This window comes from Streptomyces sp. NPDC048623, from assembly GCF_040650755.1.
In the GTDB taxonomy this organism is placed as follows: Bacteria; Actinomycetota; Actinomycetes; order Streptomycetales; family Streptomycetaceae; genus Streptomyces.
Map to the genome: position 1 here is coordinate 1 of NZ_JBEZHV010000049.1, position 18,608 is coordinate 18,608.

Annotated in this window: 16 protein-coding genes and 1 other RNA gene; 14 read left to right on the top strand and 3 right to left on the bottom strand. The window is 72.4% G+C overall.

The genetic code is table 11. From position 1 onward, the window contains the following. Positions 1-160: 160 nt before the first annotated feature. A complete protein-coding gene (locus AB0C73_RS35605) occupies positions 161-346 on the bottom strand; it encodes a hypothetical protein (RefSeq protein ID WP_362538030.1) in 186 nt (61 codons plus the stop codon). A gap of 226 nt (positions 347-572) precedes the next feature. On the opposite strand from AB0C73_RS35605, the gene ftsE reads away from it, so the two are divergent. The 6 genes from ftsE to AB0C73_RS35635 all read left to right on the top strand — a co-directional run bounded on the left by ftsE (position 573) and on the right by AB0C73_RS35635 (position 5,777). Beyond that, positions 573-1,262, top strand: coding sequence for a cell division ATP-binding protein FtsE (ftsE, locus tag AB0C73_RS35610; protein ID WP_128983761.1), 690 nt, complete (start codon positions 573-575; stop codon positions 1,260-1,262). Positions 1,263-1,291: 29 nt separating this feature from the next. Continuing rightward, entirely contained in the window at positions 1,292-2,209 is a 918-nt protein-coding gene (ftsX, locus tag AB0C73_RS35615; protein ID WP_362538032.1) for a permease-like cell division protein FtsX, read from the top strand. A gap of 78 nt (positions 2,210-2,287) precedes the next feature. Then, a complete protein-coding gene (locus tag AB0C73_RS35620; RefSeq protein WP_362538034.1) occupies positions 2,288-3,520 on the top strand; it encodes a S41 family peptidase in 1,233 nt (410 codons plus the stop codon). Positions 3,521-3,538: 18 nt separating this feature from the next. Then, positions 3,539-4,078 carry an SsrA-binding protein SmpB gene (gene smpB / locus AB0C73_RS35625; protein ID WP_362538036.1) on the top strand — a complete coding sequence of 180 codons (540 nt, stop codon included), beginning with the start codon at positions 3,539-3,541 and terminating at the stop codon, positions 4,076-4,078. Between the two features lie 108 nt (positions 4,079-4,186). Further along, positions 4,187-4,555: a transfer-messenger RNA gene (gene ssrA / locus AB0C73_RS35630) on the top strand. Between the two features lie 127 nt (positions 4,556-4,682). Further along, complete coding sequence (locus AB0C73_RS35635) at positions 4,683-5,777, top strand: hypothetical protein (protein ID WP_362538038.1); 1,095 nt, start codon at positions 4,683-4,685, stop codon at positions 5,775-5,777. A gap of 19 nt (positions 5,778-5,796) precedes the next feature. Here the strand turns inward: AB0C73_RS35635 and AB0C73_RS35640 are convergent, their stop codons facing one another. Then, complete coding sequence (locus tag AB0C73_RS35640; RefSeq protein ID WP_362538040.1) at positions 5,797-7,146, bottom strand: MFS transporter; 1,350 nt, start codon at positions 7,144-7,146, stop codon at positions 5,797-5,799. Between the two features lie 85 nt (positions 7,147-7,231). On the opposite strand from AB0C73_RS35640, the gene AB0C73_RS35645 reads away from it, so the two are divergent. The 4 genes from AB0C73_RS35645 (at position 7,232) to AB0C73_RS35660 (ending at position 11,665) form a co-directional block, all read left to right on the top strand. After that, complete coding sequence (locus AB0C73_RS35645) at positions 7,232-8,215, top strand: LysR family transcriptional regulator (protein WP_362538042.1); 984 nt, start codon at positions 7,232-7,234, stop codon at positions 8,213-8,215. Between the two features lie 99 nt (positions 8,216-8,314). Then, complete coding sequence (locus tag AB0C73_RS35650) at positions 8,315-9,679, top strand: nitrate/nitrite transporter (protein WP_362538044.1); 1,365 nt, start codon at positions 8,315-8,317, stop codon at positions 9,677-9,679. 185 nt (positions 9,680-9,864) lie between these two features. After that, positions 9,865-11,031, top strand: a complete 1,167-nt coding sequence (locus tag AB0C73_RS35655) for a uroporphyrinogen-III synthase (RefSeq protein WP_362538057.1) — start codon at positions 9,865-9,867, stop codon at positions 11,029-11,031. A gap of 97 nt (positions 11,032-11,128) precedes the next feature. Beyond that, positions 11,129-11,665 carry a GNAT family N-acetyltransferase gene (locus AB0C73_RS35660; RefSeq protein ID WP_362538046.1) on the top strand — a complete coding sequence of 179 codons (537 nt, stop codon included), beginning with the start codon at positions 11,129-11,131 and terminating at the stop codon, positions 11,663-11,665. Here AB0C73_RS35660 and AB0C73_RS35665 read toward each other — a convergent pair. After that, complete coding sequence (locus AB0C73_RS35665) at positions 11,662-12,489, bottom strand: helix-turn-helix domain-containing protein (protein WP_362538047.1); 828 nt, start codon at positions 12,487-12,489, stop codon at positions 11,662-11,664. The genes AB0C73_RS35660 and AB0C73_RS35665 overlap by 4 nt on opposite strands. A gap of 386 nt (positions 12,490-12,875) precedes the next feature. Here AB0C73_RS35665 and AB0C73_RS35670 point away from each other — a divergent pair, with 386 nt between their 5' ends. The 4 genes from AB0C73_RS35670 to AB0C73_RS35685 all read left to right on the top strand — a co-directional run bounded on the left by AB0C73_RS35670 (position 12,876) and on the right by AB0C73_RS35685 (position 18,482). Continuing rightward, the gene (locus tag AB0C73_RS35670) at positions 12,876-13,436 is read left to right on the top strand and encodes an ABATE domain-containing protein (RefSeq protein WP_362538049.1); all 561 of its coding nucleotides are present in this window, start codon (positions 12,876-12,878) and stop codon (positions 13,434-13,436) included. 152 nt (positions 13,437-13,588) lie between these two features. Then, on the top strand, positions 13,589-16,000 hold the full coding sequence (locus AB0C73_RS35675) for a UvrD-helicase domain-containing protein (RefSeq protein ID WP_362538051.1): 2,412 nt from the start codon (positions 13,589-13,591) through the stop codon (positions 15,998-16,000). Between the two features lie 375 nt (positions 16,001-16,375). Further along, complete coding sequence (locus AB0C73_RS35680) at positions 16,376-17,806, top strand: NAD-dependent malic enzyme (RefSeq protein WP_362538053.1); 1,431 nt, start codon at positions 16,376-16,378, stop codon at positions 17,804-17,806. Positions 17,807-18,200: 394 nt separating this feature from the next. Beyond that, on the top strand, positions 18,201-18,482 hold the full coding sequence (locus AB0C73_RS35685) for an HU family DNA-binding protein (RefSeq protein WP_362538055.1): 282 nt from the start codon (positions 18,201-18,203) through the stop codon (positions 18,480-18,482). The last annotated feature ends 126 nt before the right edge of the window (positions 18,483-18,608 follow it).

An 18,608-nucleotide genomic window follows, 5' to 3' on the forward strand; every position in this document is an offset into this window, starting at 1 on the left:
CGGCTGAACCGGATGGAGAAGAACGGGCTCAGGTACGCGCCCGGCGAGACCTCCTCTGGGCACCGCGTGATGCTCCGCTCCGTCCACGACCCGGATGCTTTCCAGCACCTCCGGCCCTTCCGGTATACGTCACGGCCTCCGCAGAGGCTCCTGCGGGCTCCTAGAACCCTCGCACCGCCACCAGCAGCGCCATCGCCGCCATCAGCGCGATCACCAGGGTCAGCAGCATCGCCGGGGTCAGGCCCGTCGGCTGCGGCAGTCGCTCGCGGTTCGCGCGGCAGACGGGGCAGCGGCCCTCCGCGACGGGGGCCGCGCAGTTGGCGCACACCAGCCGGTCGTAGGTCATGCGCTCTCCTCCTCCCGCACCAGGGTCCCTGTCAGGGCAACGCCCGGCACGTTCCGTGCGTTCCCCTTACCACTGTGCCAGTTCCGGAGCTTTTCGGCGCGCCCCGTGAGCGGGCAGCCGCAAGGACGAAAAGGATAAAGCACACAAGCCAGGACCGCGACTGCGCGGGCGTTCCCGGTTCGCGTATGGTCACGCACACCTACCCCCGGCCGACCGTGGTGCATCCGTGATCCGATTCGACAACGTCTCCAAGTCCTATCCGAAGCAGAACCGCCCCGCGCTCCGGGATGTCTCCCTGGAGATCGAGAAGGGGGAGTTCGTCTTCCTCGTCGGTTCCTCCGGCTCCGGAAAGTCGACCTTCCTGCGGCTGATCCTCCGCGAGGAGCGCGCCAGCCAAGGGCAGGTGCATGTCCTGGGCAAGGACCTCGCCCGGCTGTCCAACTGGAAGGTGCCGCACATGCGCCGCCAGCTCGGGACGGTCTTCCAGGACTTCCGGCTGCTGCCCAACAAGACCGTGGCCGAGAACGTGGCCTTCGCCCAGGAGGTCATCGGCAAGCCGCGCGGCGAGATCCGCAAGGCGGTGCCGCAGGTGCTCGACCTGGTCGGCCTCGGCGGCAAGGAGGACCGCATGCCGGGCGAGCTCTCCGGCGGTGAGCAGCAGCGCGTCGCCATCGCCCGGGCCTTCGTCAACCGCCCGATGCTGCTGATCGCGGACGAGCCCACCGGCAACCTCGACCCGCAGACCTCGGTCGGCATCATGAAGCTGCTCGACCGCATCAACAGGACAGGGACCACCGTCGTCATGGCGACCCACGACCAGAACATCGTCGACCAGATGCGCAAGCGCGTCATCGAGCTCGAGAAGGGCCGCCTCGTCCGCGACCAGGCGCGCGGCGTCTACGGCTACCAGCACTGAGCGGACAGGGAACAGGGAGAAGTCACACCATGCGCGCTCAGTTCGTGCTCTCGGAGATCGGGGTCGGTCTCCGGCGCAATCTGACGATGACCTTCGCCGTCATCGTGTCCGTGGCCCTGTCGCTGGCTCTTTTCGGCGGTGCCCTGCTCATGCGCGAGCAGGTCAGCACGATGAAGGACTACTGGTACGACAAGGTCAACGTCTCCATCTTCCTCTGCAACAAGAGTGACGGGGCCACCACGGCCAAGTGCGCCAAGGGCGCCGTCACCGGCCAGCAGAAGGAGCAGATCGAGGCCGATCTGAAGAAGATGGACATCGTCGAGTCGGTCCACACGGAGACCGCCGACGAGGCCTTCAAGCACTACAAGGACCAGTACGGCGACACGGCCATCGCCTCCGTCGTCACCCCGGACCAGATGCAGGAGTCGTTCCGGGTCAAGCTCAAGGACCCGGAGAAGTACAAGGTGGTCGCGACCGCCTTCGCCGGGCGCGACGGCGTCGAGTCCGTCCAGGACCAGCGGAACATCCTGCAGAACCTGTTCGACCTGATGAACGGCATGAACATCGCCGCCCTCGGCGTCATGTTCCTGATGCTGATCATCGCGCTGATGCTGATCGTGAACACGGTCCGCGTCTCGGCCTTCAGCCGGCGCCGCGAGACCGGCATCATGCGGCTGGTCGGCGCGACCAACTTCTACATCCAGATGCCGTTCATCATGGAGGCCGCCTTCGCCGGTCTGCTCGGCGGCGGCGTCGCCTGTGTGATGCTCCTGGTCGGCCGGTACTTCCTGATCGACCACGGCATCGCGCTCGCCGAGAAGATGCAGCTGGTGAACTTCATCGGCTGGGAGGCCGTGCTGGCCAAGCTGCCGCTGGTCCTCGCGATCGGCCTGCTGATGCCGGCCGTGGCCGCGTTCATCGCACTGCGCAAGTACCTGAAGGTGTGACAGTTCACTCGCGCTGAGTCATGGCGTCGTACGGCCAACCCCCGTACGGCGCCATTCGCTTGTCCTAGAGTGGGCGCCATGCGTGCCGGTGCCGGCCCAGAGTTCTGTCGCAGGCCCCGCGGAGTTCTCCGTGGGGCCGCTCTGACGTTGGTCTTCACCGGGGTGCTCGGCACCGCCGCCGCCACGGGCTCCCTGCCCCGGGGCGAGCGGGCGCACGAGCCCGCACCCGCCGCCGCCACCGCCCGCGCGGGCGGGGGTACGGGTGCCGGCCGGGCCACCGTCGACCGCGCCGCGCTCGCCCGGGCCGCCGCCGAGGCCATGGCCGACGGCAAGTCCGGCAAGAAGGCCGCCGAGGAGTTCGTCAGCCGCAGCGGCGACCGCTGGGGCGCGGTGTACGACAAACGGGAGTACGCCGAGTTCGAGCAGGCCCTCGACGGCTCCTACACCGGCGTCGGCCTGTCCGCCCGCCGGGCCGGGCGGGACGGGGCCGACGGGGTGGAGATCAGCCGCGTCCAGGCCGGCGGGCCGGCCGAGCGGGCCGGACTGCGGCCCGGCGACCGGCTCACCACCGTCGACGGGCGCCCGGTCGACGGGCTCTCGGTCTCCGAGGTCGTCTCCCTCCTGCGCGGCGACGGCGTCCCCGGCTCCGCCGTCGTGCTCGGCGTCCGGCGCGGGCAGGCCGCCTGGACCCGGACCCTGGAGCGCGCCCGGCTCGCCGTCGACCCGGTCACCGTCCGCCGGCTCGACGACGGCACGCTGCTGATCCGGGTGACCGCCTTCACCAAGGGCACGGGCGAGAAGGTACGGCGGGCCGTGCGCTCCGCACCCGCCCGCGCCGGCGTCCTGCTCGACCTGCGCGGCAACTCTGGTGGACTGCTCACCGAGGCCCGGTCCGCCGCCTCCGCGTTCCTGGACGGCGGTCTGGTCGCCACGTACGACATCGACGGGCGTCAGCACGCGGTGTACGCGGAGGGTGGCGGCGACACCGTCCGCCCCCTGGTGGCACTGGTCGACGGCGGCACCATGAGCGCGGCCGAGCTGCTGACCGGCGCCCTGAAGGACCGCGGGCGGGCCGTCACGGTCGGCTCGCGCACCTTCGGCAAGGGCTCGGTCCAGATGCCCAGCACCCTGCCCGACGGCTCCGTCGCCGAGGTCACCGTCGGCCACTACCGCACCCCCGCGGGGCACACGGTGGACGGCCACGGCATCACCCCGGACGTCACCGTGGACGAGGGAGCCGGGGAGGACGCCGAGGAGGGCGCCGAGGAGCGGGCCCGTACGGTATTGAGTGGCCTCGGAGGGGCCTCGTAGTGCGAAAATGACTGCACTATGGCAAAGGGACTCGTCAACGTGCAGGGCAAGCCTGCGAAGAAGAAGGCCCAGGACAAGGGGCCTGAGCGCAAGCTCATCGCGCAGAACAAGAAGGCGCGGCACGACTACCTCATCCTCGACACCTACGAGTGCGGTGTCGTGCTCATGGGCACCGAGGTGAAGTCGCTGCGGATGGGCCGGGCGTCGCTGGTCGACGGCTTCGTCCAGATCGACGGCGGCGAGGCGTGGCTGCACAACATCCACGTGCCCGAGTACACCCAGGGCAGCTGGACCAACCACTCGGCGAAGCGGAAGCGGAAGCTGCTGCTGCACCGGGAGGAGATCGACAAGCTGGAGCAGAAGTCCTCCGAGACGGGCCACACGATCGTGCCCCTCGCGCTGTACTTCCTGAACGGCCGGGTGAAGTGCGAGATCGCGCTGGCCAAGGGCAAGAAGGAGTACGACAAGCGCCAGACGCTCCGCGAGAAGCAGGACACGCGCGAGACCGCGCGGGCCATCGCGGCGGCGAAGCGGCGCCAGCGCGCCCAGGAGCGCTGAGCCCGGGGCCGTTGAGCCCGGGGGCGTTAATCTGCTGGCAACCGTGCCCGCTGGTCACGTACCATGGGCGCAGCACCTCACAGAGGGTGCACCTTGAAAAATCAACATGGGGATGATCGGTTTCGACAGCGGATGTCGAAGCAGGGGAAGCGTGTCGAGGAAGCGGCAATGATCTCGTAAACCACGCGCCGAAACCAATAATCGCCAACACCAAGCGCGATTCCTTCGCCCTCGCTGCCTAAGTAGCGACTTGCGAAGTGTCAGCCCGGGGCTGTTCCCGACCCGGATCCTGGCATCAGCTAGGGGACTAAACCTTGATCCCGGTCACGGGGTGAAGAGGGAAATCAAACAGTGACTGAGCCCGTTCCGGACTTGTCTGGGTGATCCGGAGGGCTGAGAAACTCGCACCAGACTGCACACGGAGAAGCCCTGGTTCCGCACCGTTGGACGCGGGTTCGATTCCCGCCATCTCCACTCATCCCATGTGGGCACAGGCCCGGCAGCTGCTGCTGCCGGGCCTTTGTCGTGCCCTCTTGTCGACTTGGTCTGGACCTGTCACTCTTCGGTCGCCGCCCCCCACGCCACGGCATCCCCGGAGGTACGTATGCGCCACAAGGGACTCCTCGCGGTCCTGCCCATGCTCCTCGCCCTCGTCGCCCTCCTCGTCCCCGCCGCCGCGGCACCGGCGGCCGCCGCGCCCGCGCCCGTGCAGGTGTACGGCGCCTGGCACTGTGGCGACGACTACTGCACCTGGTCGCGGGTGCGTGACGTCGCCGAGTTCGACGCCAAGAACCACTGGCTGATCGACCGCGGCGACGGGCGGCCGTCCGTGAACGTGGTGGTGCTGAGCTTCGTCGACCCGCTGGAGCTGCTGCACCGCACCACCGACGCCACGACCGCCAACGGCGTGCCCGTCGGCATGAGTCGCGAGATCGTGCAGTACTTCACCTCGCACGGGATCCGCGTGATGCTCTCCGTCGGCGGCATCACCTACACCGACGCGTGGGACGCGGCCCTCGCCGAGGACCCGGCCGGTCTCGGCCGCGCCGCGGCCGCCGTCGCCGCCGACCTCGGCGTCGGCATGGAGATCGACTACGAGCAGAACACGGACCCGGACCTCGCCGGGCTCCAGGCCTTCATCGACGCCTACCGGGCCGTCCACCCGTACGACGCCACCGGCGCCGACCCGGCCGCCCGGCTCACCCTCGACACCGCCGCAGGCGACCGCTGGCTGATCGACATCAACCGCAAGGCCACCGCCGACTGGCTCCGCACGGACGTGCCCGTGCTCGACTACGCCAACGCCATGGTCACCGCCCGCCCCACCTCGGCGAGCTCCCACATCGCCAACTGGCAGGAGCACCTCGACGGCAAGTCGCAGTACTCCCCGCCGGTCGCCCCACTGGCCCCCGCCAAGTTCACCGCCGGCCTCTACATCGCGTACGGCCGCAGCCCGCTGCCCGAGTGCACCGACTACGCGAACTCGCTCCAGAAGGCGACCGGCGACTGGGTCCGCAACGCCGCCCCGAACGGCGCCGGGACCACGGCCGGCCTGCTCGGCTTCATGTTTTGGGCGGCCGAGAAGCCCTCGACGCGGGGCCTCGGCACCCAGGAGCCCGACGGCTGCGCGGGCGGCGTCGGCGCGGGTGCCACGGCCTTGGGGGTGCAGGTGCCGATGGGTCCGCTGCGGCAGAGCTGACCGGCGCGCCGGGAAGAGGTCAGGGACGTGCGCGGCGGCCCGTGCCGGTCGTCGCGCACAGCAGCAGGGCCAGGGCCGCCGCCGTGGGCGGGGCCAGATAGGTGTAGAGCGGGGTCGGGGCGTGGTCGGCGAGGAGGCCGCCGGTGGCCGAGCCCGCCGCGATGCCGCCGAGCAGGGCGGTCACCGCGAGGGTCATGCCCTCGTTGAGGCGGTCCGGTGGGGTCAGGTGCTGGACCAGGCCCATGGCCGTGACCATGGTCGGGGCGGTCGCCGCGCCCGCGAGCAGGAGCGCGCCCGCGAGGGCGAGCACCGACCCCGTGAGGGCGGCGGCGAGGAGGGGGAGGGCCATCAGGGCGGTCATCGCCGCGAGGCAGACCGCGAGCCGGGCCTGGCGGCGGGCCCTCCCGTACATGAGCCCGGCCAGGCACGAGCCCGCCGCCTGGAGGGCGAGGACCGGGCCGGCGGCCGGGCCGTCCACGTACGCCAGGGTGCCGATCTCCATCGAGCCGAAGACCGCGCCCGTGGCGAGGAAGACCGCGAGCAGCGCCGGCATGCCGGGCGCGCGCAGCGGCGAGCCCGCGGAGCCGCGCGGGGCGACCGGCGGCTCGGTGGACCGCTGGGCCGCGAAGATCAGCACCCCGGTGAGGAGGAGCGCGGCGGTGACGAGGGCGCCCGCCTCCGGGAAGAACGCCGAGCAGAGGAACGCGGCCAGCACCGGGCCGAGCATGAAGCACAGTTCGTCGGCGGCCTGTTCGAAGGCGTTGGCGGTGTGCCGGGCGCGCGGTTCGTCCTTCAGCAGGTGCGCCCAGCGGGCCCGGGCCATGCCGCCCAGGTTGGGCATGGTGGAGCCGAGCACGGTGGCGGCGAACAGCGTCCAGGCCGGTGCCCGCAGATGCGTGCACAGCACGAGCGCCAGCAGACCGAGGACCGCCCACACGGTGGCCGGGACCGCGACCCGCGCCTGCCCGTGCCGGTCGACGAGCCGGGCCACCCACGGCGCGGCGACGGCGCCCGAGACGAGACCGGCCGCGCCGACCGCGCCGGCGAGGGCGTAGGAGTCGTACGTCCCGGCGATCAGGACGACCGTGCTGACGCCGAACATGCCCACGGGCAGCCGGGCGATCAGATTGCCGGCGGTGAAGGCGCGGGCGCCGGGGAGCGCGAACAGGCGGCGGTACGGGCCGGGGCGGCGGGCCCGGCGCCCGGCAGGGACCCCGGCAGGGACCCCGGCCGCCGTGCCGTAGCGAGGGGCCGGGGCGGGGCCGGCGGGGGTCAGCATCAGGGCGTGCGGCTCGTGGTGAGACAGGGAAGGGGACAGGGGCGGGTACGGGGACCGGGACGGGTACGGCTCGTGCGGCTGGTACGGCATGGCTCCAGGCTCCGGTGGCACGCCCCGCCCGGTCCAACACCTATTCGGTGGCCACTCACGCACTCCTGTTGTTAAAAAGGCGGGCGTGGCCACCCCGAACGACCTCGACCCCCGCCTCCTTCGCGCCTTCGTCGCCGTCGCCGAGGAACTGCACTTCACCCGCGCCGCCGGCCGGCTCTTCGTCGCCCAGCAGGCCCTCAGCCGCGACATCCGGCGGCTCGAACGGGACCTCGGCGCCGAACTGTTCGTGCGCACCACCCGCCAGGTCGCGCTCACCCCGGACGGCGAACGGCTCCTGCCGTACGCCCGGCGCGTCCTCGCCGCCCACGACGAGCTCGCCGAGGCCTTCCGCGGCGAGCCCCGCCCCTTCCTCGTCGACCTCAACAGCGCCGGCCTCTGCCATGACCGGGTGCTCCACCGGGCCCGCGAACTCGCCCCGGAACTGGAGCTGATGGCCCGCTACGAGAGCGGCCTGACCGGCGCCGCGCGGGACATCCTCGCCGGGCGGCTCGACGCGTCCTTCGGGCGGTACGGCGGGCTCGCGCCCGGGCTGCGGGCCGGTCTGTCGGCGCAGCTCGTACGGTACGAGCCGATGGCCGTGCTGCTGCCCGAGGGCGACCCGCTGGCGGAGCTGCCCCACGTCCCGCTGGCCGCGCTCGCGGGCCGTACCGTCTACGCGGGCGCCGGCAACGACCGTACGCCCGAGTGGACCGACCTCGCCGCCCGGCTCTTCGCCGGCCGGGACATCCGGGTCGCGGCGCCCGCGCCGCTCGTCGTCGGCAAGGAGGAGTTCCGCCGGGTGATGGCCAAGGCCCCGACCCCGGTGCTCGCCGTCGTCGACTTCCCGCCGATGCCGGGCAGCGTGCTGCGGCCGCTCACCGACCCCGTACCGCTGTCACCCGTGAGCCTGGTGTGGCGCAAGGGGCTGCGGCACCCCGGTCTGGACGCCCTGCGCCGGGCCGCGGCCGAGCTCACCGCCGGGGAGGGCTGGCTCGCCCGGCCGCCCGGCTCGTGGCTGCCCGAGCACGAGGAGCCGGGGGCGCTCACAGCACCCCCGCGCTCCGGGTGAGAGCAAGGTTCCGTACCCGTCACTTTCCGCCACCGGCCCCGAAACGCACCCTCCCTAGCTTCGGTCGCACAAGGAGAACCGACAGCGCGGAGGTGCGGGATGAGCGGCCGGTGGATCGAACGCTGGGAGCCGGAGGACGAGACCTTCTGGCGTGAGACGGGCGAGCGGATCGCCAAGCGGAACCTGCTCTGGTCCGTGGTCTCCGAACACATCGGCTTCTCCGTCTGGAGCCTGTGGTCGGTCATGGTCCTCTTCATGGGACCGGCGTACGGCGTCGACCCGGCCGGCAAGTTCTTCCTCATCGCGACCGCCACCGTCGTCGGCTCGCTCATCCGCGTCCCGTACACCTTCGCCGTCGCCCGCTTCGGCGGCCGGAACTGGACCGTCTTCAGCGCCCTGCTGCTCCTCCTGCCGACGGGCTTCGCGTACGCCGTGATGGAGCCGGGCACCTCGTACGGCACGTTCGTCCTGGTCGCGGCGCTCACCGGGGTCGGCGGCGGCAACTTCGCCTCCTCCATGACCAACATCAACGCCTTCTTCCCGCTGCGGAAGAAGGGCTGGGCGCTCGGCCTCAACGCGGGCGGCGGCAACATCGGCGTCCCCGTCGTCCAGCTCGCCGGCCTGCTGGTCATCGGCACCGCCGGTGCCATGCACCCGCGGATCGTCCTCGGTGTCTACATCCCGCTCATCGTGCTCGCCGCCCTCGGCGCCGCGCTGTTCATGGACAACCTCGCCCCGGTGAAGAACGACACCGGGGCCGCCAAGGAGGCCGTGAAGGCCCGCCACACCTGGATCATGGCGTTCCTCTACATCGGCACCTTCGGCTCCTTCATCGGCTACAGCTTCGCCTTCGGGCTCGTGCTCCAGACCCAGTTCGGGCGCACCCCGCTCCAGGCCGCCTCGCTCACCTTCATCGGCCCGCTGCTCGGCTCGCTCATCCGGCCGGTCGGTGGCTCCCTCGCCGACCGGCACGGCGGCGCCCGCATCACGCTGTGGACCTTCGCCGCGATGTCCGTCGCCACCGGCGTCGTCATCTACGCCTCGGCCGTCGCGTCCCTGACCGTCTTCCTGGTCGGCTTCGTCGGGCTCTTCGTCCTCACCGGCCTCGGCAACGGCTCCACGTACAAGATGATCCCGGCGATCTTCCTCACCCAGGGGCACCGCAAGGGCCTGGTGGGCGAGGCCGCCGAGGCGTACGGGCGCCGCCTCTCCGGCGCCTCGATGGGACTCATCGGCGCCGTCGGCGCGCTGGGCGGCCTCGGCATCAACCTCGCCTTCCGCCAGTCCTTCCTCACCGTCGGCTCCGGCACCGGCGCCTTCGTCGCCTTCCTCGCCTTCTACGCGGCGTGCATGCTGGTCACCTGGGCGGTATACCTTCGCCGGCCGGCCGCGGTGGCTCCCGTGCCCGACACGGCGGCGGGCGCGGAGGGCGTGGAGCCCCAGCCCGCACCCGCGAAGGTGTGACCCCGGCGCGTGAGCCCGGGCTGGGCCCGAGGTATGGGTCACAGCGGCCCCGCACGGCCGTAACGACCAGGAAATACGCGTGAACCGAGACCGACACGCGGTCCCGGCAGTCTCGGCCGACAGGGACGAGTGAGTACGACAGGGGCGAGCGCGACATGGCCGAGCACGACGTGAACGAGCAGGACATGGCCGGGCCCGACACGGGCGAGCAGCGGGAACAGGGCCCCCTCGCGGGCTTCACCGTCGGAGTCACGGCGGCCCGGCGCGCGGACGAGCTCATCGCGCTGCTGCGCCGGCGCGGCGCGGAGGTGGTGCACGGTCCGGCCCTGCGGATCGTGCCCCTCGCCGACGACACCGAGCTGCTCGCCGCCACCAAGGACCTCATCGACCACGCCCCGGACGTCGTCGTCGCCACCACGGCGATCGGTTTCCGCGGCTGGGTCGAGGCGGCGGACGGCTGGGGGTACGGCGAGCAGCTGCTCGACCGGCTGCGCGGGGTCGAACTCCTCGCCCGCGGGCCCAAGGTGAAGGGGGCCGTCCGGGCGGCCGGGCTCACCGAGTCCTGGTCGCCGTCCTCCGAGTCGCTCGCCGAAGTCCTCGACCGGCTGCTCGGCGAGGGCGTCGAGGGCCGGCGGATCGCCGTACAGCTGCACGGGGAGCCGCTGCCCGGGTTCGTGGAGGCGCTGGTGGCCGGCGGGGCGGAGGTCGTGCCGGTCCCCGTCTACCGCTGGATGCCGCCGGCGGACCTCGGCCCGCTGGACCGGCTGCTCGACGCGGCCGTCGCCCGCACCCTCGACGCGGTGACCTTCACCAGCGCCCCGGCCGCCGCCTCGCTGCTCGACCGGGCACGTGAACGCGGGCTGCTCGACGAACTTCTGACGGTCCTTCGGCACGAGGTGCTCGCGGTGTGCGTGGGCCCGGTGACGGCCCTTCCGCTGCAGGCCCGCGGCATCGACACCCACCAGCCCGAACGCTTCCGGCTCGGCCCGCTGGTGCAGCTGCTCTGCCGCGAACTGCCCGCCCGCGCCCGGGTCCTGCCGGTCGCCGGCCACCGCGTGGAGATCCGCGGCCACGCGGTCCTGGTGGACGGCGAGCTGCGCCCCGTACCGCCCGCCGGCATGGCCCTCCTCGCGCTCCTCGCCCGCCGCCCCGGCTGGGTCGTCGCCCGCCCCGACCTGCTGCGCGCGCTGCCCGGCTCGGGCCGCGACGAGCACGCCGTGGAGACGGCGATGGCCCGGCTGCGGACGGCGCTCGGCACGCCGAAGCTGATCCAGACGGTGGTGAAGCGGGGGTACCGGCTGGCGCTCGATCCGGCGGCGGACACGAAGTACGGGGCGACGGAGGGGGATTGACGGGGGTTGAGGGGGGTTGAGGGGGATGAGGGCCTGAGGGGGCGGGCCGAGGGCAGGGGGCTCTCGGTCCGGGTGCGCGAGCGGTTACGGTACGCGGATGGCCACCGTCGCGATCAGACCCGCCGCACCCGAGTCCCCCGCCGAAGCCGCCGCGCTCGCCGCCGCGTTGCTGCGCAACCGGGCGTACATGCAGCCCTGGGAGCCGCGCCGGGAGGAGGCGTACTACACGCCCGAGGCGCAGGCGGAGCGGCTGGTGGACGGCGCGCGGCGCTGGTTCGCCGTCGACGGGGAGAACCTGGTGGGGGCCATCACGCTGACCGGGATCGTCCTCGGTCCGTTCCGCAGCGGCTCGCTCGGCTACTGGGTGGACGAGGGCTACGCGGGCCACGGCCTGGCCACCGCGCTGGTGGAGGAGGCGTGCCGGGCGGCCGTCGAGGAGATCGGCCTGCACCGGGTCGAGGCCAGCACGCTGCTCCACAACCACGCCTCGCAACGCGTCCTCGCCAAGTGCGGCTTCGAGCGCGTCGGCACCGCGCCCCGCTATCTGCACATCGACGGGGACTGGCGCGACCACCACCTCTTCCAGCGGATCCTCCACGACGACCCGCCGGCCGGTTACGGGGTGGCCTCCTAAGGGGTTGCGCGCAGCATCGGGGTGCGGGCGGGGGACTGCGTCAGGCCCGGCCGGAACAGCATGATGATCAGGCGCGAGCCCGGCGCGGTCAGCGGCTGGGCGGCGCAGATCGTGACGTGTCCCGGGCCCAGGAGGGCGTGGCGCAGCGGGCGTTCGACCCCGTCGGGGTGGAGGTGCGCGCCGCCCGCCTCCCACAGCGGGCCGAGGAAGGCGTCGGCGCGGACCTCCCGCTCGATCTGCCGCAGCGTCGCGTCCTCGGGGCGCGCGGCGAGCGCGGCGCCCAGCTGGGGGAGGACCGGCGGCGCCCACACGGTGTGCCAGTCGATCAGGCTCTGCTCGCGGGCGCTCTCGTCGAAGAGCATCCAGCGCATGGTGTTCGCGGGGGCCCTGCCGCCCGGGTACATCTCGGCGAAGTGCCGGTTGTGGGCGAGGACGTTCCAGGAGGCGTCGCTGACGTACGCCATGTGCCCGATGCCGTCGACGGCCTCCTGCCACGCCCCGGGGACCTCCAGGCCGGAGGAGGGGGTGAGCGGGCCGGGCGGGTCGCCGATGCCCGCGTACCGGCAGAGCATCACCCACTCCCGCTCGTCGAGACCGAAGAGCCGCCCTATCTGGCGCAGGTAGTCGGCGGGCGGGTTGGGGTAGCGCCCGGTCTCCAGGCGGTTGTACGTGTCGACCGCGCGGCAGGTGAGCTCGTCGACCTGCTGCTGCGCGAGGCCGCGGGCCCGGCGTCCCCGCCCGGTGGGCCGGGAGAGGCCGTGTGCCTCGGGGACGATCAGTTCACGGCGCTCCTTGAGCAGGGCGCGCAGTGCCGTCTTGTTCACGTCTCTTTCACCAGCCCTCCGAATTGTCCGTACGCGAAATGTTAAGAAAAACGGTCCGTAGATAATAGACGGTTCAACATTCATGCTGTGGGTGCCCCGTGCTGATCGCCCGCTTTGCGGCGCTGACCTGCGGGGACACCACCGAACCACCGGACGGCCCTCCCCCGAGCCGCTCCGGTCCGGTCGGCCCGGGCGGCTCCCCCGTACGCCCGGGCCGACCGCCTTTCGGACGCGTGCCGCGTGGCCGGTCGCCGGCCACCGCCGCCCCCACCCTCTTCTCAGCCGCGCGCTCCCGGAGCACTCTGGTCGGGCCTATGTCGGGCCTATGTCGGCCTATGAGGATGCGGGCCGATGCGGATGCTTCCGAGGGTGGAGGTGGCAGGGGCATGTCAGGGGCGCGTTTCGACGCCGGGCGGGTGTGTCTCGAACTCGTCGACGAGACGCTCGACCGGCCCGCGGGACTCGCCGGGTTCCTGCGGCTCAGCGGGGTCGTGCCCGCCGGGGCACGGCTCGGCGGGGTGGACCGGCGGTGGCTCGGGGCGTTCCGGGAGCTGCGGGACTGTGTCGCCGAGCTGGTCACGGCGCAGGTGGGCGGACACCCCGCCCGGCCCGCCGCCCTGGAGCTGCTCAACGCGCTCGCCGCCGCCGCGCCGCCCGCGCCCCGCGCCGTACGCAACCGCTCCGGGCTGCTCGTACGGACCCTCGGCGGCGAACCCGACTGCCGCGCCCTGCTCGCCGCCGTGGCCCGCGACGCCGTCGAGCTGCTCACCGATCCCGCCGCCCGCGCGCTGCTCCGCCGCTGCGAGGGACCCGGTTGCCGGCGCTGCTATCTGGACACCTCCCGGGGCCGCCGCAGGCGCTGGTGCTCCAGCGAGGAGTGCGGCAACCGGGCCCGCGTCGCCCGGCACCGCGCCGCCCATCCCCGGACCGGCCGCCACCAGGAGTGACGTCCGGACCGACACCTGGACGGACGCCTGGACCGACGCCTGGGTCGGCTTCCGGACCGACATCCACCGGGCCGACAACCACCAGGCCTGACATATCGCCCCCCGGTGGCGTACGCTCGACGGCTGCCCAGTGCACGTCAGAAGGGGGCCCGGTGGCCGCGCAGGAAGCCGTCGACACGGTCAGAGACCGTGAGATCGGTGTCGAACAGGAACATCTGGATCAGGTCTACCGACGCCTTGAGGAGAAGATCCACGAGGCGGAGTTCCTGATGCAGGACGCCGCCCAGCGGGGCCAGGTCGGCACGCCCGGCGCCCTCGCCGAGCGCGACGCCCAGGTCTTCCGGGCCGGCATCCACCTCAACCGGCTCAACAACGAGTTCGAGGACTTCCTCTTCGGCCGCATCGACCTGCTGTACGGCAAGGACGGCAAGAAGGGCCCCGACGGCGCGTACACCTCCGTCGAACCCGCCGAGGACGCCATCCGCACCGACGGCACCCGGCAGTACGCCGACATCGGCGAGACCCTGCACATCGGCCGCATCGGCGTCCTCGACGCCGACTACGCGCCCCTCGTCATCGACTGGCGCGCCCCCGCGGCCGCCCCCTTCTACCGCTCGACCCCCGTCGACCCCGGCCGGGTCGTGCGCCGCCGCGTCATCCGCTCCAAGGGCCGCAAGGTCCTCGGCGTCGAGGACGACCTGATGCGCCCCGAGCTCAAGGCCACGCTCGACGGCCACGAACTGCCCGTGATCGGCGACGGCGCCCTCATGGCCGCCCTCGGCCAGGCCCGCAGCCACACCATGCGCGACATCGTCGCCTCCATCCAGGCCGAGCAGGACCTGGTCATCCGCGCCCCCGCCGCCTCCGTCACGTACGTCGAGGGCGGGCCCGGCACCGGCAAGACCGCCGTGGCCCTGCACCGCGCCGCGTACCTGCTCTACCAGGACCGGCGCCGCTACTCCGGCGGCATCCTGATCGTCTCGCCGACCCCGCTGCTCGTCTCGTACACCGAGGGCGTGCTGCCCTCCCTCGGCGAGGAGGGCCAGGTCGCCATCCGTGCCCTGGGCTCGCTCGTCGACGGGGTCGAGGCCGACGCGTACGACGAGCCCGCCGTCGCCCGGGTCAAGGGCTCCTCCCGCATGCTCGCCGTGCTCCGCAAGGCCGCCCGCGGCGCCCTGGAGACCCCCGCGCCCAAGGCCCCCGCCGGAGATCAGCTCGCCCTGGGCGACGAGGACGGCGACGACGAGACCCCTGCCGTGCCGACCGGCACCCCCACCCTCCTCCGCGTCGTCGCCTTCGGCCGCCGCCTCGAACTCGGCGCCGACGAGCTCCGGCGGATCCGCCAGAACGTGCTCTCCGGCACCGCCCCCGTCAACCTGCTCCGCCCCCGCGCCCGCCGGCTGCTCCTCGACGCCCTGTACGCCAAGTCCGGCGCCGCCGGCCGGCACAGCGACCCCGAGCTCGCCGCCGAGCTGCGCTCCTCCTTCGACGAGGACGTCTCCACCGAGGACTCCTTCCTCGGCTTCCTCGACGCCTGGTGGCCCGAGCTCACCCCGCGCCGGGTCCTCGACGCCATGGGCGACGAGAGGCGGCTCGGCCGCTGGGCCCGCCGCGTCCTCAACCCCGGCGAGGTCCGCCGGCTCGCCCGCTCGCTGCGCCGCCCCGGCCTCTCGGTGCACGACGTGGCCCTGCTCGACGAGCTCGCCACCCTCCTCGGCACCCCGGTCAAGCCGCGCAAGAAGCGCGAGTACGACCCGCTGGACCAGCTCACCGGCCTCGACGAGCTGATGCCGGTACGGGAGGAGACCCAGCGCGAGCGGGCCGAGCGGCTCGCCGCCGAGCGCACCGAGTACGCCCACGTCATCGTCGACGAGGCCCAGGACCTCACGCCCATGCAGTGGCGGATGGTCGGCCGGCGCGGCCGGCACGCCACCTGGACGGTCGTCGGCGACCCGGCCCAGTCCTCCTGGTCCGACCCGGACGAGGCCGCCGCGGCCCGCGACGAGGCTCTCGGCACCCGCCCCCGGCGCCGCTTCGAGCTCACCGTCAACTACCGCAACCCGGCCGAGATCGCCGAGCTCGCCGCCAAGGTGCTCGCGCTCGCCATGCCCGGCAGCGTCTCGCCCCGGGCGGTGCGCTCCACGGGCGTCGTGCCGCGCTTCGTCCCCGTGGGGGAGAAGGGCGCGGGGGAGAGGGGTGCCGGGGAGAAGGGCGCGGGGGAGCGGACTGGTCTGGCTGAAACCGTACGTTTGGAAGCCGAGCGGCTCCTGAGCGAGGTGGACGGCACCGTCGGCGTCGTCGTCTCCATGAACCGGCGCGGCGAGGCCGCCCGCTGGCTCGACGGGCTCGGCGACCGGGTGGTGGCCCTCGGCTCCCTGGAGGCGAAGGGCCTGGAGTACGACGCCACGGTGGTCGTCTCACCCGCGGAGATCGCCGACGAGTCCCCGGCCGGTCTGCGCGTCCTGTACGTGGCGCTGACCCGCTCCACGCAGGCGCTCACCGTCGTGTCGGGCGAGCGCGACCTGCCGGACGCGGACGGCGTACCGGACCTGCTGAGGGACTGAGGCCGGCGCCGGGGGACTGATTTCGAGTCAACTCGCGCCGGGGGAATCGCTTACCGGGAGCGTTTGTTAGCCTGGTCGTGACACCGGCTCGATCCAAGCCCCCGGGCCCAACCTTCGTCCCTCAGAGGGACCACTTGCCGCGAGGCGAGCATGGCGGGTCGGTGTCATCAGCTTGCAGAGGCCCTCGTCACCTTCGGGTGACGAGGGCCTCTACTCTTTGAGCGCCCTCTCTCGTATGGTGGAAACTGCTTTCCGAAAACGAAAAGACCGTATTACCTGCTACCGGCAGGTAGGTGCGACGATCGGAGGGCGCCGCCCGGCGACCAGTCGGGCAGGCGTAGCAAAGAAGCTATGGAAAGCAGAGGGAACACGGTCATGGCAACGGCGCCCAGCGTCTCGTACTCGATGACGGTCAGGCTGGAGGTGCCCGCGAGCGGCACCGCGGTCTCCCAGCTCACCACGGCCGTCGAGACCCACGGCGGCTCCGTCACCGGCCTCGACGTGACCGCTTCCGGCCACGAGAAGCTCCGCATCGACGTGACCATCGCCGCGACCTCGACCGCGCACGCCGACGAGATCGTCGAGCAGCTGCGCGGCATCGAGGGCGTCGTGCTCGGCAAGGTCTCCGACCGTACGTTCCTGATGCACCTCGGCGGCAAGATCGAGATGGCGTCCAAGCACCCCATCCGCAACCGTGACGACCTGTCCATGATCTACACCCCGGGTGTGGCCCGGGTGTGCATGGCGATCGCCGAGAACCCCGAGGACGCCCGCCGCCTCACCATCAAGCGCAACTCCGTCGCAGTCGTGACGGACGGCTCCGCCGTCCTCGGCCTCGGCAACATCGGCCCCAAGGCCGCGCTGCCCGTCATGGAGGGCAAGGCGGCCCTCTTCAAGCGCTTCGCCGGCATCGACGCCTGGCCGATCTGCCTGGACACCCAGGACACCGACGCCATCGTCGAGATCGTCAAGGCCATCGCCCCCGGCTTCGCGGGCATCAACCTGGAGGACATCTCCGCGCCGCGCTGCTTCGAGATCGAGGCCCGGCTGCGCGAGGCCCTCGACATCCCGGTCTTCCACGACGACCAGCACGGCACCGCCATCGTCGTGCTCGCCTCGCTGACGAACGCCCTGCGTGTGGTCGGCAAGGCCATCGGCGACGTACGGGTCGTCATGTCCGGCGCCGGCGCCGCCGGTACGGCCATCCTGAAGCTGCTGATCGCGGCCGGCGTCAAGCACGCCGTGGTCGCCGACATCCACGGCGTCGTGCACGCGGGCCGCGAGGACCTGGTCGACGCGAAGCCGGGCACCCCGCTGCGCTGGATCGCCGACAACACCAACCCGGAGGGCATCACCGGCACCCTCAAGGAGGCCGTCGTCGGCGCCGACGTCTTCATCGGCGTCTCCGCCCCGAACGTGCTCGGCGGCGAGGACGTGGCCGCGATGGCCGAGGGCGCGATCGTGTTCGCGCTCGCGAACCCGGACCCCGAGGTGGACCCGGCGATCGCCCGCCAGACGGCCGCCGTCGTGGCCACCGGCCGCTCCGACTTCCCGAACCAGATCAACAACGTGCTGGTCTTCCCGGGCGTCTTCCGCGGTCTGCTCGACGCGCAGTCCCGCACGGTGAACACGGACATGATGCTGGCCGCCGCCAGCGCCCTGGCCGACGTCGTCACCGAGGACGAGCTGAACCCGAACTACATCATTCCCTCGGTCTTCAACGACAAGGTCGCGGGAGCGGTCGCCGGCGCCGTGCGCAACGCGGCGAAGGCGGCCGGCGCGGGCGTCGGCAACAACGACGTCTGAGCCGATGCCTGAGCCGGCGTCCGGCATCCGGCGTCAAGCCTGGCAGGGCCGGACGGGGTGGGGGGGGCGCGTGTCGCGAGTCGCCGCGCCCCGGCCCCGCCTTTAGGGTGGTGGTCCGGCTCCGCACGGTCCGCGCGGAGTCGACGCTACGTCACCACCGAGGGGCACTGGCGCTTTTCGTGTGACCCCAGGGGGTGCCGGATTGGCGTTCCCGCCGCTGGTGGGGGCAGGATGCGGTCTGGGCGCGAGGGTCTGTCACCAGACCCGGGTCCGGGCACTGTCCGAGGGCCCTGGCAGCATCGGCTTCGCAGTGCCCTACACGCGGCTCTCCGCCGCGTGGCCCGCCTCACAGGCAACCCGCCTCACAGGCAAGAAGAAATACGGGAGTAACGAAATGAACCGCAGTGAGCTGGTGGCCGCCCTGGCCGACCGCGCCGAGGTGACCCGCAAGGACGCCGACGCCGTGCTGGCCGCCTTCGCCGAGATCACCGGTGAGATCGTCGCCAAGGGCGACGAGAAGGTCACCATCCCCGGCTTCCTGACCTTCGAGCGCACCCACCGTGCCGCTCGCACCGCGCGCAACCCGCAGACCGGCGACCCGATCAACATCCCCGCCGGCTACAGCGTGAAGGTCTCCGCGGGCTCCAAGCTCAAGGAAGCCGCCAAGGGCAAGTAAGCAGCCTGCAGGCAGCGCGCCAGGAGGCCGTCCGGCGGCCTGAGGCAAGCGCGGAGGGCGGTCACCCTGTCAGGGGGTGACCGCCCTCTCGTATGCCCTCTGGGGCCCGCCAGGGGCCCGTACGGG

Excerpts from the sequence above, each read along its gene's own strand:
- AB0C73_RS35605 (WP_362538030.1), bottom strand. The coding sequence starts at position 346 with ATGACCTACGACCGGCTGGTGTGCGCCAACTGCGCGGCCCCCGTCGCG.
- ftsX (WP_362538032.1), top strand. The coding sequence starts at position 1,292 with ATGCGCGCTCAGTTCGTGCTCTCGGAGATCGGGGTCGGTCTCCGGCGC.
- AB0C73_RS35620 (WP_362538034.1), top strand. The coding sequence starts at position 2,288 with ATGCGTGCCGGTGCCGGCCCAGAGTTCTGTCGCAGGCCCCGCGGAGTT.
- smpB (WP_362538036.1), top strand. The coding sequence starts at position 3,539 with ATGGCAAAGGGACTCGTCAACGTGCAGGGCAAGCCTGCGAAGAAGAAG.
- AB0C73_RS35635 (WP_362538038.1), top strand. The coding sequence starts at position 4,683 with ATGCGCCACAAGGGACTCCTCGCGGTCCTGCCCATGCTCCTCGCCCTC.
- AB0C73_RS35640 (WP_362538040.1), bottom strand. The coding sequence starts at position 7,146 with ATGCCGTACCAGCCGCACGAGCCGTACCCGTCCCGGTCCCCGTACCCG.
- AB0C73_RS35650 (WP_362538044.1), top strand. The coding sequence starts at position 8,315 with ATGAGCGGCCGGTGGATCGAACGCTGGGAGCCGGAGGACGAGACCTTC.
- AB0C73_RS35655 (WP_362538057.1), top strand. The coding sequence starts at position 9,865 with ATGGCCGGGCCCGACACGGGCGAGCAGCGGGAACAGGGCCCCCTCGCG.
- AB0C73_RS35660 (WP_362538046.1), top strand. The coding sequence starts at position 11,129 with ATGGCCACCGTCGCGATCAGACCCGCCGCACCCGAGTCCCCCGCCGAA.
- AB0C73_RS35670 (WP_362538049.1), top strand. The coding sequence starts at position 12,876 with ATGTCAGGGGCGCGTTTCGACGCCGGGCGGGTGTGTCTCGAACTCGTC.
- AB0C73_RS35680 (WP_362538053.1), top strand. The coding sequence starts at position 16,376 with ATGGCAACGGCGCCCAGCGTCTCGTACTCGATGACGGTCAGGCTGGAG.
- AB0C73_RS35685 (WP_362538055.1), top strand. The coding sequence starts at position 18,201 with ATGAACCGCAGTGAGCTGGTGGCCGCCCTGGCCGACCGCGCCGAGGTG.